Raw genomic sequence first — 14,369 nt, 5'->3', positions numbered from 1 at the left:
AGCGCTTTCTTATGTTAATATAAAAGCATTCTAGGGTATTTGCAGACAGGGGAAATCGTCGTGAAACTTTATTTGATTAAGTTTGGCCATTGGTTTATTCAACGACTATCACGAATTCCAGAAAAAGATCGTACGTATGCACGTTGGTGTATCTTTGTTCTTTGGTTTGCTACTACAGTTGCTTCTATGATGGAGGCGATAGGGAACCCGACAGGAGCTAGCACCTTCACGCAACTGACGGACATTGGGAAAGCTGTTGGTTTAAATGGTCTATACTTTTTAGGTGCGACGATTATCATCGGTATTTTGTTGGCTTTTCTATATGTTCCGCTTCCACGTCTTTTACTCGGAAGTTTCGCTTACACGATTTACTCTAGCGTTCGTATATTGATTGATGATAAAAGTGGTAAAGTTTTTTCCTATATAGCGGGAATTGGATATAGTCTTGTTTGCCTGTTAATCGGATTGTTTTTGTTCCTGCTATTTTATAAAAAAACGCGTAAAATTATAGCGTTCTCTATTTTTCCAATCATCTTTGTTATTGCTATTTTTTTAGACTTTTATGATAAAGAGATTAATAGTGTTCGAGGATATACGCAGTCTGTTTTTGCTAATAAAGCGGAGGAGATGACCGTAGAAAACCCTGCTCAAAAAGGGGACTATGATTATCGCTTTTTAACATATGGGAGTGGGAAAGACAAACATCGAGAAGCTTTTGGTAGTGCTGTTGATATCGTTACACCATCTGTCGATGCAACGCGTTTGGACACAGTATGGAGTGATAAAAGAGAGGCGTTTTGGGGCTTTGATCTACCTGCATTGCCTGTAAACGGTCGGACGTGGATGCCAGAAGGAGAGGGTCCATTTCCTCTGATTTTAATGGTGCATGGAAATCATGCGATGGAAGATTTTTCTGTAAATGGATATGATTATCTAGGAGAACTGCTTGCAAGCCGTGGATTTCTAACGGTTTCTGTAGATCAGGATTTTATCAATTCATCTAAAACATACGGAAGCCCTAAAAATGATTATAAATTGCGAGCATGGATGATCTTGCAACACTTAATCCAACTGCAAGAAATGAACGAAACACCTGGTCATATTTTGTCGCAGAAAATAGACTTTGATCAGGTTGGACTTGTGGGCCATTCGCGAGGAGGTCAGGCAGTTCAAGTGGTTGCGGATTATCCACTCTTTTTTAAGGATCGTAGCTTACGAAAGCAATTGGAAAATATAAATATAAACGCAGTTGTTTCACTTGCTCCGACAGATGAAAAAGTGGATGGGAAGAGACCATATTTGAGAAATGTTTCTTATTTACTGCTCCAAGGGGCACGAGATGCTGATGTGAATGATTACCGAGGTGACGAACAATTTTATCGTACCACTTATGATAAGAATGATGATGGGTTCAAAGCTTCTGTTTATATTGCTGATGCGAATCATAGTCAATTTAATTCGGAGTGGGGGAGGATGGACTCAGACCTGCCTAAGGGAATTTTTCTAAACCAGATGCAGACAATGGCCCCTGAGGAACAGCGCCAAGTAGCTAAAGTGTACCTTTCTGCATTTTTTGAACATGTATTTCATCAACAGACGTCTTATGAACAATTGTTCCGTGATCATCAGTATGGAAAAGAGTGGCTACCCGCTACTACAATCGTTAGTAAATACCGAAATGCGAGCTACGTCCCTATAACCCAAATCACGCATTCTAGGGGTGATACACTTTCGACAAACGGTGTAAGCGTACAGGCGGAAGGTTTTAGTAAGTGGGGGGTCATAACACCTAAACAAAGAAAGGGAAATGACCGTCCCATAGATGCTGTTCTTCTTGAATGGGAAGGTGATGCCACCTACACAATTACGATGCCAAAAGATCTTGTGAAATTAATAGGGTTAGAACAGCCGGAAAATCTTGTTCTCACGTTGGCGAATATAGGCGTTGATGGGGACGATATTCCTGCTGTTGAGATTGAATTAGAGTCGGAAGCAGGTATGGTAGAGTCGCGTTCCTTAGAAGATGTCATGTCCATTCCACCTGTGATTGAAACTGTTTATACGCATTTCGGTTTGTTTGACGATGTGTTTCGTGATGGCAAATACGAAAAGGGATGGGAGCCTGTTTTTCAAACATTTACAGTTCCTATTGAATCATTTGAAATAACAAACCTTGTGTTGGAGAACGGTGGTTATATAAAAAAGATAAGATTACGTTTGGAGGCTAATTCAGGGAGAGTACTACTGGAAGAAGTTGGAGCGGAATAGAGTGCCGAGGTCGGTGCTTATGTCATAAACCCCATCGAATTAGATAGATTGATTCGATGGGGCTTATTTCTTACTAATGCAGGAATCCGATGTTAATTACATTATAAATCGTTATACCGATAATGAATAATATCGCTATGTTAAATGTTTTTTCCACCTGTAAGATCGTTAATTTTTTCAAAAGAGTAGAGCCAATTATACCACCGAGAATACCTCCTGGAATCATGAAGATAAGCATGGATAAGTCATAGTCTCCAAACCCAGTCGAAAATGTGATTAATAATAATGCAGATAACTGTGAGAATAAGATAATAAAGATCGAATTAATTCCTGCGTTTTTGGCATCCATCGAAAATAACAAGATTAGAACAGCGACATTAAGAGGCCCTCCACCGATGCCAAGAAAGGCTGCGAGAACCCCTAATAAAAATCCAACAAGGAAAATGACAAGTTTATTTAACAGTTTAAATGTTTTTAACTTGTGTTTCATTTTGAAATAGATATAGATAAAAGACAGTAAGACTGCTAACATTACCGATTGTATGATAGCAGTTATTGTTGGTATGTTGAGAGAAATGGCGACAAAGTTGAAGATTACTTTTCCCACGATGCCACCCAAAATTGAGCCTGCTGCAATGATCGAACTAACCACTTTATTTATTTTGACGTTTGTTTTCCGTATGTTTAATAAGGAAACTGTTGCCATGGATAGAACAGTTGCAGCTGAAAGGACGCCAATTGTTGCTAAGTCAAAATGACCAAACAAGTCTAAAACAGGCTTGATCATAACTCCGCCGCCTAGTCCTGCAACTGCGCCAAGTGTAGAAGCAAACAGTCCTATGAAAAAATATAAAATAAAAATGTGTACCATCCCCGCTGTTTTTATATTCTTGGCTGTTACCATCTGTGCATTCGTGGTTTTGTTGGTTGTGTGGCCTGCCAATAAGAAGGAAGCTGTTTTGCGTTTTTTTGCTACAATTAGTGGTTATAGGTTTTTCATTATGAGTAAATTATATCTAAGAAACATCTTTGCCGCAAATAAGACAAAGTTGGGACGCGGGACAGGTCGCTTGTCCCGCGGGTTGTTATTGGATAGATTACTGTTATCTCATGTATGGATTGGGTCGCGTCACTTTTTCATAATTACTTCAACTTCTCAGGCAAGGAAATGATGGATTCAATTAATGTATTTAATTTGGCCTCTACTCTGTGTAACAAGTAAAACGTTACAGCAATCGGGAACCCAACATCAGTAATTAATGATAACCATGTCTCCTCCATGAAAACTCCTCCTTTCTACGGATCGTTTAATAGCAGAAAAGGGAGCGATGATGTCGCTCCCTTTTGATCATTAAATTTCTATATCTTCAACGTTACGCTCAACGACTCTAACACTTTTCTTTGTTACTAGGTTTCCGCCGCTTGAAGCGAAGACATTTTGTGCAATGATTACATCCATTGCTTGTTCAACTGCCACTGGATCAACCGGTTCGATTGGTTGTTCTAATGAAATCGTAACCACTTTGTTATCCTCATTTCCAAACTTCATCTCTAATGTTTTCAAACGATTCACCTCCTATCTTTATGATTTTAATCCCTTCATTACTCAGCTGTAATAAGCTCTGTGTCATTCCGCTTTATAGAATAAAGCGGAAGTTGTTGCAAAGGTACTAATGCTGCGGTTACCGCAAGTAACTGATCTGGAGTGGCTGTAACCTTAATGTTGTTGAATGATTTCGTTTTTAAGATCACTTTGCCAGCTTCTGCATCATACCCATTTTCGAAAGCTAATTGAAGTCGAGAATCGATTGTTGCTGCTACTGCCATGTCGCTCACCTCCTTTCGTATCTATAATCGTCTGGAGGGGTGAAAGAGGTGTCTATGTTTTTAAAATTTTTTTAAAAAAATAAAAACCTGTAGGGAATTCCCAACAGGTTAGTGCGTGATTATGTAATGGGGAGGACTGCTTTGGAGCTGAGCGAGAGATACTCTAATTCTGGATTATAGGTTTTATTGATTATCCTCTTTTCCTGCAAACGTCTTATTAAACTGGTTAAAAATAATAGATATCATACCATTTAGTGGAACTATATCTTTGAATATGGTCATAATATACATAACTAAGCATTGCATCCAGATTGTTTTGGGAAACGTGAACACGAGAACCGTCCCCATGTTTCCAAATTTTTTTTGGGTTTGCGTATCTTTTTGGGTTGTTTTTTCGTTTATAGTAGTGAAAGGTTTATAACAGAGGAGGAGTAGCATGCGGCCGCTTGTGAATCAAACCCTGAATGATCAACTTAGAGCCTTTGATTTTGAATCTAGGATTGAGTCTTATATGGTTCCTTTGCGTAGATACTGCGAGTCCCTTGGTAAAACAAGCTGGGATGGCGAAGATTTAATGCAGGAAACGTTAACGAAGGCGTATAAAAGTTGGGTGAAGAATCCAACTGATATATCAAAGGCTTACTTATTTCGAATTGCTTCAAACACATGGATAGACCAACACCGAAAGTGTCATATAGACGAGGAATTAAAAGAAGATGTAGCTAAAATGAAACAACAGGATGATGATCATGCTGATGCCACGTATCAGATGGTTGAAACACTGCTTGAAAAGTTAACTGCAAAACAGCGTGTAAGTCTGTTACTTATAGAAGGATTTGATTTTTCTGCTAAAGAAGTAGGAGAGATGATTGAAGAAAGTGAAGGATCTGTCAAAGCTTCTCTTCATCGTGCTAGAAAAAAGCTCCGTGGATTAAAAGGGACCGTTTTTAAAGAATCATTTTTTCAAGAGGAAGAGAAAGTCATTCCGTATGTAACTGCGATACAGGAGAGTAATGTGGGTGCAATTGTACGGCTTTATCAGAATGAGACATGTACTCCAAGTATGAATGCTAAAGCATTTGTAACGAATATCTCGAAAGTAGAGCATAGGTCTACGGGGATAGTCGGAGTGGGCACATCTTATGCGATCATGACTGTGAGGCAAAAGAATGGGACCTTACTTTTTATTCCGATTTATCGACCAGAACTTACAACTTATTTAAAAACAAAAATGTTAGATGATGAGGATCGTTTCTTACCAATATCAGCATAAAGAGGTGATTGTGATGTCAAATGTAATTCCATATGTTGTGGAACAATCAAATCGGGGAGAAAGGTCTTACGATATTTATTCTCGATTATTAAAAGATAGAATTATTATGTTAGGAACGCAGGTTGATGATGCGATAGCGAACTCCGTTGTTGCGCAGCTTTTATTTCTAGCAGCTGAGGATCCAGATAAAGATATTAGCTTATATATTAATTCACCAGGTGGATCGATATCTGCTGGGATGGCCATTTTTGACACGATGCAGTTTATTAAACCAGATGTTTCGACGATTTGCATCGGAATGGCAGCTTCCATGGGGGCTTTTCTACTGCTAGCAGGTGAAAAAGGCAAACGCTATGCCTTGCCTAATGCAGAAGTAATGATCCACCAGCCGTTAGGGGGAACCCAAGGGCAAGCGACTGATATACAAATACATGCTAAACGACTCATTGAAACAAGAAAAACGATCAATAAGATCATTTCAGAACGTACCGGTCAACCGCTAGAAAAGGTAGATAAAGATACAGATCGCGACTATTTTCTTTCGGCAACAGACGCAAAAGAATATGGTATTATCGACAAGGTAATGACGCGTGTTTAAAAGGAGAAGATGATCTTCATTTATCTTTCTTTTACATTAAAGTCACTTGTAGGTTTTGCGAAGATCGGAAAGTATCAAACGGCTATGCTTATAAGGCTAAGTGAATAGGGAAGCACAGTTCAATTTGGACTGTGCTTTATATTTTTTAGTCCACTAATAAAAAAGTTCATTTTACGGAACACCAACTATCCCATTCTAGACGATTATAGTTATGTAATCTATGAAGCTGAATGGAGGGTTATAATGGTGGGTAATTTTGTATGGCCAACGGATACTAGGCGAATCACAAGTGGCTTTCGAACAATCGATCGTCCGACACATCATGGAATTGATATTGCCGAGTCGGGAATGCATCCAATCTTTGCCTCTGCAGATGGCCAGGTAAGTAGGTCTTATCTATCAGATAGCTATGGAGAGTGTATTTTTATTGAGCATCTAATCGATGGGCAGGTCTACGAGACCGTTTATGCACACATGAGAACTGGGTCAAGATTGTGTAGAGTTGGAGAGCAGGTGAACCAACATACACAGATTGGCGTGATGGGTGACACGGGTGATAGTTATGGGCAACATCTTCATTTTGAGGTACATAAGGGTAAGTGGAATGCGAGGAAAACAAATGCCGTGGACCCACTTATGTATGTAGAGAAGATTGATAAAGTAAGTAGGACTAATAAGATTATCGCAACAAAAGAGGAGAAGAAAACTAAAACATTGTTTTTACCAAAAGATGCATTGACTTGGACAGTGTACAAACTAAACAAGCCCCCAGTAAAAAAGGACAAAGACAATTGGGCAGGCGTGCTGAAACCATCCAAATACGGAGGACTACAATATGATATCCTAGCCACACCATACCAAAATGTCGTAACCATCCAAACACGAGATTTTGGAAAAGTAAACATCTACGTAGGAATAGAAACAGGAGCAATAGTTAGATAAAACGTGAACATGGGGACGGTTCTTGTGTTTCCATTTGGAAACTAAAAGGCCGTTTCAAAGTATCAATACTTCAAAACGGCCATCTTTTTCTATTGTTTATGTGTTGGAGGTAGTTTCCACTTTTTGGTTAAGAATATATTCTTCAACGATCTTCGCTACGCCATCATTCATATTCGAATCTGTCACAACATCAGCGACCGCTTTAATGTCGTCGGGCGCATTGTCCATCGCAACTCCTAGACCTGCGAAAACAATCATCTCCTGGTCATTATAACTATCACCAATCGCAATTACTTCTTCACGTTTGATCCCATAGCGTTTAATTAATTCATTTATACTTGTTGCTTTCGTTACACCTTTTTCTGTGAATTCAAGAAAGTAAGGCTTAGAACGCATGACGCTAAATTCTTCATCTAATTCTGCTTGTAGTTTTTTCTCTGTTTCTGCCAGTTTGTTTGGCTCACCAACCATTAACACTTTTACGACTTGGTTTTCGATACTTGCTGGGAAATCATTAACTGCTTTGACTGGTAGTCCGGTAATATTGGACTCAATCGTTGTATAGGCATCTTCATTTGCCGTAATTATTTCATCACCGACATAAGTCAGAATATTTACTTCCTCACGTTGGCTAATGGTATAAAGTTTTTGAACATCCGTCACCGATAAACCACTACTAAAGATCGCTTCTTGTGACTTGCAATTGATCACTTTTCCACCGTTAAAAGAAATGATATAACTACCGTAGTCGGCTAAACGAAGTTCTTTTGCAATTGGCATCATACCAAACGTTGGTCTACCAGACGCTAGTACGACTTTAATTCCCATTTCCTGTGCATGCATTAAGGCATCTTTTGTCCGGTTAGAAATCGAGAGGTCATCCCGAAGTAATGTATCATCTAAATCTAGTGCAATCATTTTATATGACATGTTTTTAGTCCTTTCTTGTTGCGTGCATTAGTTCCTATTTTACTAGATTTCGTTGAAATATAATAGGGTAATAGTGGGACGTGGGGGAACAGCTCCTAGGATATTGTTGTTGTTGAGATCGAAGCATATAATAAATGAATAGTCGAAAAAAAATAGAAAGAAGGTAATTTGATGAAAGTAACTAGTCCTCTAGGTGCTCCGATACCGAATTTTTACACAAAACCAAAACGTTCTTTTACACAATTTTTTTCTAGTATTCTACTAATTTCAAATCTTTTATCGATCATACTTAGTGTGCTATTTTTGTTAGATTTAGATCGATATTACCTACCGAATGTGCTGGGTGTGCTCTTGTTACTTACATTAATCGGTAATATTATCGTTGCTGGGGTGGCGGGTGAGCGAAAAAGGTATGATCAATTTTATTTGGTTTTCACGATTATCGTAATGATTCTACTGCCTATTTTGAACACGATCGCTTCTGTTCAATTGTCTACTACAAGTTCTCGGAGCTGGATCTCCATAAGTCTTCTTATTATTTTGCTTGTATTAGGAGTCTTCATGACTTGGGTGAAAAGGGGCGCGCGGGCACAAACACAAACGATGTTTGATCACCCTTCTCCTGTAAGCTTTACTCGTGAAAGGAAATTTAATAAAGCTGTTATTGGTACTATATTATTGGGGTTGTGCTTACTTGGCGGTTGTTATGTGGCATATATCCTTCTAGTTGGCAAAACTGGTGGAGCTGTTGAAATGTTCCTTCCCGGCTATATGTTGTTCTTTAGTATAAGTACATTAGCGGTTGTTGCTTTGATCTTGAAGATTAGACGATCTTTTCTTAGTATTTTACTTTCGATCATCGGCTTGGTGGTCGCTATTTGTTTTAGTGTTCCAGTAATTGCTACAGCATTCACAATTGAAGATGCTGAGGGAAAATTCAATGAGGCTTTTGAAGTTAACTTGGACTCACGTATTCCCGAGCAAGTGAGCAAGCACTTTTTATCCACGCCATTTTCGCTCGCGAATTATTTTTTTGGTACAAAAACAAATGCGTACATCGTTAAGGAGGACGTTCTTTTTTATGAAGGGTTAGATGGAATAGACAAGGACATCGAATTACGCTTTGATGCCTACATGCCTCCTGAAAATGGTGCAGATCTTCCGGGCAATAGAGAGGTGTTAATCCGTATCCATGGAGGTGGATGGACGATTGGTGATAAAGGGGCTAGCAACAATAGTCAGATTAATAAATATTTTGCTAGCCAAGGGTATGTAGTATTTGATGTCCAATATGGGTTAAGTAGCGAAGATAAATTTGTAGAATCTGCTCCAGTACCGGAAAACATTGTTGGAGATTTTACTATTGATGATATGGTGCGACACATTGGGCTGTTTACGGATTACTTAGTCACGCACAATGATGAATTCCAAGCAGATTTAGATTCTGTATTCGTTTCCGGTCCATCGGCAGGAGGACAGTTAGCCAGTGCAGTTGGACTTGGTTTAGCAAGCGGTGATTACGAAGATCTATTGAATCCTGCATTACAAGTAAAAGGAATTATTCCGATCTATCCAGCAAATGGCTTAGCTACTAATGTTGGAATAGGTGGTGCCGAAGGATTAGTAGATCCAACATTACTAGTCGAGGAAGAGAGCCCACCAGCATTGATTTTTCAAGGTACGGCAGATGGCGTGGTAGATCCGTCGATCGCGAAGGCGTTTGATCGGGCATACGATAATAATGATAATCCGGGCTCTGCACTTTTGATGATGCCATTTGCAGGGCATAATGGAGACTTTTATTTTTCAAGTTACTATAATCAGATCTTTATCTATTATATGGAACGGTTTATGTATTTGCATTAGGGAGAGACGTAATATACGCCTGGATATTAAAAGCAAAAGAGGACTATCCAACATGGAGTCCTCTTTCCAACATACCGTTTGCTTTTATCGCTCCCACTTCACAAAGCCATCCGTATGACCTTCTTATAGTAAAGCACGGAAAGAACGCCAAATATTGAATACAGCACTGCATATAATGCCATTACTACGAACATCGGTGTCCAAAGCTCTGAACCGAATAGGAACCAACCAGATTGAACGGCAAAATAGCCATGGAGTAGTCCAATGATTAGAGGGATGCCAAAGTTAAACAATTGCTTCACGCGAATACCTTTTATTAAATCATCTTGCGTAAATCCAAGTTTTCTTAAGATTGTATAGCTTCCTGTTTCCTCTTCACTTTCATCCATCTGTTTAAAATATAAAATACAACCGGATGTGATTAAAAAGGTTAGTCCTAAAAAGCCAACAATGAATAGCATTAACCCCATATTTTTCTTCTGATCATTACTAACGTCTAAGCGTGATGAAGCGTTACCTGTTGGTTCTAGTTCTCCAAAGATAGCATTCGCCTTTTCTAAATGGTTTTGATTAGATAGCGTGATCCCGATATATTGTGAGAATTCTTTTTGGATGTCTGGATTCAGATCCGCAACTATTTGATTGAAAACTTTTTCATCTACGATGGCAGTTGGCAAGCCTCCCACGGTAAAGTAGTTGGATATCACGTAATCCTTTTTTTGTCCAACAAAATCAAATGTCAGTTGCTCTGATTTTCCAACGAGTTGAATTTCTCCACTTTGACCCAAAGGCATAATTTTCTGTAACAAATCGCTATAACCAGTGAAAATCAATTCGTTTTCATCTAATTCAAAGTTCTCCAATTCTTTCTCGCTAACAAGTGGAATCTGCATTTTTGCAGGGATGGTGTTCAATTCTTCGAGCTTGTTTTGCATGATGCCTTCGATGTTTGCTTCTACTTGAATGACATCGATCACTTTTTCCTGATGGTCAATTCCGGCCTCATTTAATTTCTGGGTAAGGATCTGTGCATCATCCACATTCGTCAGTGCGAAATCCGCCGCAACGTAGTTTTCCGCTGTTTTTTCAGCGGAGTAATAAGCGATATAACTTAAACATAACAATCCGATTGCAAGTGCTGATACTGTTGTAATAATCGTTAAAAGTAGCGCGTTTGATTTCATGCGAAACATTAACGACGATAACGACAGTACCTCTTTAATGTTTAGATACCCATTCTTTTGTTTGCGGAGGATATTCAGTGCGAAGCTAACTGAACCTTTATAGAAAAAGTAGGTTCCTAGAATGACCGACGCTAAGATGAACAGCATAGCGAGAAACAACTCATTCATCGAGAACAAGTCTCCTCCAAAAAGTTTGGAAGATACATAGTATCCCGTTCCGATTAAGCCAAATCCTAAAATCCCAATAAAGATCTCAAGGATAGACATCTTTTTTACCTTTACTTGTGTAGACGACAAGACCCGGAACAGGGACAAGATGCTCTGCTTTTTCATAAATAAGTAATTCAGCAATAGTATGAACACGAAGATCACCGTAAACACGATTACTGTCTGTGTTAGTGCTTGGGTAGAGAAGTTTAAAGTCGCTGCGATCTCTACTTTTGTAATTTTAAATAAAATCATCATCACAAGTTTAGAGGCAATAAAACCGAAAAAGATTCCGATTGCGATGGAGCTGTAATAGAGAATAAAGTTTTCTGTCCCAATCATTCGAAAAATCCGGTTCTTGGTCATTCCAATCAATTGAAGCATTCCAATTTCCTTACTGCGACGCTTGATAAAAATGTTATTTGCATATAGTAAAAAAATCGATACGATCACCACGAGCAATACCGAAGCCGTTCGAATTGCAGCCCCACCTTTGATGGATCCTTTCGCCTCGTCTAAAGCTGGGTCGTATTGCAAAGTTACGAATGCAAAATAAAGCGCCACACTAAACACAAGGGCAAACACGTATAAATAATAGTTACTCATATTTTTCTTGAGACTTCGGAGCATGAGTTGGTTAATGGTCATGGTGGACACCACCTAAAACACCCTGGGTCTTCAAAATATCTTGATAAAACTGTTGTCTTGTTTGTCCACCCTTTGTTAATTGGGAGTAAATTTGACCATCTTTAATAAAAATCACGCGATTACTGAAGCTAGCAGCTGCCATGTCATGTGTTACCATCACGATCGTGCTTTTGCGCTTGTTATTTAAGTCACTAAGCTTGTTTAGTAAATCGGATGCCGACTTAGAGTCAAGCGCACCTGTTGGTTCATCCGCGAAAATGATACTTGGTTCATGGATGAAAGCGCGGGCGGCGGATGTGCGTTGTTTTTGTCCACCTGAAATTTCATTTGGATATTTATCTTTCACCTCAAAAATTCCAAGCTCTTTAGCTAAGGCTTCAAATTGGTGCTGTGCTGCTTTTTTAGAGATCTTGACAATGGTGAGTGGAAGTAATATATTTTCTTTTACGGTTAGTGTGTCGAGTAAGTTATATTCCTGAAAGATAAATCCTAAGTGCTGTTTTCTAAACGCTGCCAGTTGTTTCTCTTTCATCGTTGTTAGTTCTGCACCTTCGATCATAATCGAGCCAACGCTCACTTTATCGATCGATGAAAGTACGTTTAAAAGCGTTGTTTTCCCAGAACCTGATGGTCCCATGATCGAGACAAATTCGCCCTTTTCGATGTGTAGATCGATTGCTTTTAATACTTCTTGCTTGTTAAATTTATTTCCGTAGCTTTTATATACTTTATTTGCGGATAAGATTGTCATAACCAGAGCCTTCCTTTACCTTGAAAATTTTGAAAGATGATTTCCGGAGTTCATCTGTTTTGGATACTTTTATTATAGAAGGCAAGAGGTTATTTTTCCTTCGATTAAACGAACAAAACAGAAAAGCATGTGACATTATTGTCACATGCGTGTTAGAGCTACGAATGCATTGCGTTTTGGAAAGGTAATTCGGACGCTCGTACCCACGCCAAGCTTGGATGTCACATCGAGGCTTATATGGAGGGCGTCTGCCACTTTTTTCGTGAGATATAACCCCATACCTGTTGACGCATGATCTTGGTGCCTTGTTGTGGAAGTAAATCCTTTTTCAAAAATACGTGGGAGATCTTTTGCATCAATACCGAGTCCAACGTCCTTTATTTCTAGTACGGTTTGTTCGTCTTTGACGTAGCTTACAATGACAATATCGGACTGCCTACTATATTTAACCGCATTGGTTAAAAGTTGCCTTATGATAAATCCAACCCACTTCGCATCTGTAAGTACTTTCTGTGATTTTAGATCCATGTCAAAACCGATCCCTTTTTGGATACACCATGATTGTAATGTTTTGATTTCTTGGATGATGACATCTTCTACATCTGTTTCTTCCATATATAAATCATTTTTTATAAAAGGAATTCTTTTTTGGTGAAGCTGTTGATCAAGTAATAAATGAATTCTCATCCACTCATAAGTCAAATTTGCTTTCATCGTATCATTGTTTAGTCTTTCGATTATTAAGTGCATAGTTGTTAATGGTGTTTTCACTTCATGGATCCAAGCCAATAGTTCATCTTTTTCTTGCTCTAATAACGTCCAGTGTTCGGATGCTTCTTTTTTTAAGTGCTCGGTTTGAAGCGAAAGGCTATCCGTGACAAACTGTTCGAAAGGGGATCTTGGATCGTCTAATTGACTTAAGTCCAAGCTATCTTCTCGTTCTACTAAGCTTTTGTAAAACCTTGTTTCCCTTTGGTAACGAATGATAATGAAAATAAAAAAGATAAGTAGGGATAAACAGACGATGTACAAAGCAGAAGTGAAAGGGATCGCATTATCCAAATAGGAAACAAAAAGAAGTAAGCCTTGCAGCGATAAAAAGAGTAGAATCCAGCTTCGTCTTTCTTTTATGTAACTCCAAATCATATTGAACCTTCTTCAAGTGCGATGTATCCTTGGCCTACTTTTGTTTCAATATACTTTCCTAAACCGATTTCCTCTAAACGTTTACGCAATCTGTTAACATTAACCGTAAGCGTATTGTCACTAACAAATCGTTTATCGTTCCACAGACTTTCGATTAAGCTCTCTCTACCAACAATGTTGTTTTTATGTTCGATTAATTGTTTTAAGATAAAAATCTCATTTTTGGTTAGTTCAATCATTCCCTGTGGATTAGAAACGGTATTTTTTTCGTAATCAATTGTTGCACCACACCATGTTTTTAGTTCGTTTTTTTCGGTGTTGTAGTTATAAACACGGCGGAGGGTAGCTTGGATTTTTGCGATGAGTACGTCGAAATGAAATGGCTTTTGAACGAAATCGTCTGCACCAAGCTGCATGGACATGACCATATCGGTTGGGTGATCCCGTGATGATAGAAAGATAATTGGTACGTTAGAGTGACTTCTAATCATCCTGCACCAGTGGAAGCCATCAAACTTAGGCAATTGAATATCAATGATAACTAGATCGGGATGGATAGTGGAAAAATCCTGCATCACATTTCCAAAATCGCTAACCCCGTGAACTTCATATGACCAGCTCGATAATCGTTCGTTCATCTCTTGGAATAAAGTACGATCATCTTCTATTAATAAGATTTTAAACATAACGCTCAACCACACTTTCAGACTCAACTTATTCTAGCATTAT

14 protein-coding genes are annotated in these 14,369 nt (G+C 38.7%); 5 read left to right on the top strand and 9 right to left on the bottom strand.

All coding sequences use genetic code 11. From position 1 onward, the window contains the following. Positions 1-60: 60 nt before the first annotated feature. Positions 61-2,268: an alpha/beta hydrolase family protein gene (locus NYQ66_RS15095; RefSeq protein ID WP_259870585.1), complete on the top strand. Its 2,208-nt coding sequence runs from the start codon at positions 61-63 to the stop codon at positions 2,266-2,268. A 73-nt stretch (positions 2,269-2,341) separates the two neighbouring features. On the opposite strand, the gene NYQ66_RS15090 is transcribed toward NYQ66_RS15095, so the two are convergent. From NYQ66_RS15090 to NYQ66_RS15075, 4 genes are all read right to left on the bottom strand, one after another. Next, on the bottom strand, positions 2,342-3,172 hold the full coding sequence (locus NYQ66_RS15090) for a TSUP family transporter (protein ID WP_259870583.1): 831 nt from the start codon (positions 3,170-3,172) through the stop codon (positions 2,342-2,344). A gap of 239 nt (positions 3,173-3,411) precedes the next feature. After that, positions 3,412-3,549, bottom strand: coding sequence for a YvrJ family protein (locus tag NYQ66_RS15085; RefSeq protein ID WP_259870582.1), 138 nt, complete (start codon positions 3,547-3,549; stop codon positions 3,412-3,414). Positions 3,550-3,619: 70 nt separating this feature from the next. Next, positions 3,620-3,841, bottom strand: coding sequence for a DUF2922 domain-containing protein (locus NYQ66_RS15080; RefSeq protein WP_407652099.1), 222 nt, complete (start codon positions 3,839-3,841; stop codon positions 3,620-3,622). A gap of 29 nt (positions 3,842-3,870) precedes the next feature. After that, a complete protein-coding gene (locus NYQ66_RS15075; RefSeq protein WP_259870580.1) occupies positions 3,871-4,095 on the bottom strand; it encodes a DUF1659 domain-containing protein in 225 nt (74 codons plus the stop codon). 436 nt (positions 4,096-4,531) lie between these two features. Between NYQ66_RS15075 and NYQ66_RS15070 the strand changes: the two genes are divergently transcribed. The 3 genes from NYQ66_RS15070 (at position 4,532) to NYQ66_RS15060 (ending at position 6,908) form a co-directional block, all read left to right on the top strand. Continuing rightward, on the top strand, positions 4,532-5,368 hold the full coding sequence (locus NYQ66_RS15070; RefSeq protein WP_259870579.1) for an RNA polymerase sigma factor: 837 nt from the start codon (positions 4,532-4,534) through the stop codon (positions 5,366-5,368). Between the two features lie 13 nt (positions 5,369-5,381). Next, positions 5,382-5,966 carry an ATP-dependent Clp endopeptidase proteolytic subunit ClpP gene (clpP, locus tag NYQ66_RS15065; RefSeq protein WP_259870578.1) on the top strand — a complete coding sequence of 195 codons (585 nt, stop codon included), beginning with the start codon at positions 5,382-5,384 and terminating at the stop codon, positions 5,964-5,966. 243 nt (positions 5,967-6,209) lie between these two features. Then, on the top strand, positions 6,210-6,908 hold the full coding sequence (locus NYQ66_RS15060) for a M23 family metallopeptidase (protein WP_407652098.1): 699 nt from the start codon (positions 6,210-6,212) through the stop codon (positions 6,906-6,908). Positions 6,909-7,004: 96 nt separating this feature from the next. Here NYQ66_RS15060 and NYQ66_RS15055 read toward each other — a convergent pair whose 3' ends face one another. Then, positions 7,005-7,838: a Cof-type HAD-IIB family hydrolase gene (locus NYQ66_RS15055; protein ID WP_259870577.1), complete on the bottom strand. Its 834-nt coding sequence runs from the start codon at positions 7,836-7,838 to the stop codon at positions 7,005-7,007. Positions 7,839-8,009: 171 nt separating this feature from the next. Here NYQ66_RS15055 and NYQ66_RS15050 point away from each other — a divergent pair, with 171 nt between their 5' ends. Further along, positions 8,010-9,704, top strand: a complete 1,695-nt coding sequence (locus tag NYQ66_RS15050) for an alpha/beta hydrolase (RefSeq protein ID WP_259870576.1) — start codon at positions 8,010-8,012, stop codon at positions 9,702-9,704. Between the two features lie 98 nt (positions 9,705-9,802). On the opposite strand, the gene NYQ66_RS15045 is transcribed toward NYQ66_RS15050, so the two are convergent. From NYQ66_RS15045 to NYQ66_RS15030, 4 genes are all read right to left on the bottom strand, one after another. Further along, positions 9,803-11,743 carry an ABC transporter permease gene (locus NYQ66_RS15045; RefSeq protein ID WP_259870575.1) on the bottom strand — a complete coding sequence of 647 codons (1,941 nt, stop codon included), beginning with the start codon at positions 11,741-11,743 and terminating at the stop codon, positions 9,803-9,805. Further along, entirely contained in the window at positions 11,733-12,494 is a 762-nt protein-coding gene (locus NYQ66_RS15040; protein ID WP_259870573.1) for an ABC transporter ATP-binding protein, read from the bottom strand. Before NYQ66_RS15040 ends, NYQ66_RS15045 begins: the two co-directional genes overlap by 11 nt. Positions 12,495-12,635: 141 nt before the next feature. Continuing rightward, positions 12,636-13,640 (bottom strand): sensor histidine kinase, encoded by a 1,005-nt coding sequence (locus tag NYQ66_RS15035; RefSeq protein WP_259870571.1) that lies wholly within the window; start codon positions 13,638-13,640, stop codon positions 12,636-12,638. Next, positions 13,637-14,326: a response regulator transcription factor gene (locus tag NYQ66_RS15030; RefSeq protein WP_259870569.1), complete on the bottom strand. Its 690-nt coding sequence runs from the start codon at positions 14,324-14,326 to the stop codon at positions 13,637-13,639. The genes NYQ66_RS15035 and NYQ66_RS15030 overlap by 4 nt, the downstream gene beginning before the upstream one ends. Positions 14,327-14,369: the final 43 nt, after the last annotated feature.

Origin of the sequence: Aquibacillus koreensis, from assembly GCF_025154055.1 — a bacterium.
Taxonomy (GTDB): Bacteria; Bacillota; Bacilli; order Bacillales; family Amphibacillaceae; genus Aquibacillus_C; species Aquibacillus_C koreensis.
The sequence above is the reverse complement of the archived record's forward strand: the minus strand, read 5'-3'. Positions and strand labels throughout refer to the sequence as shown.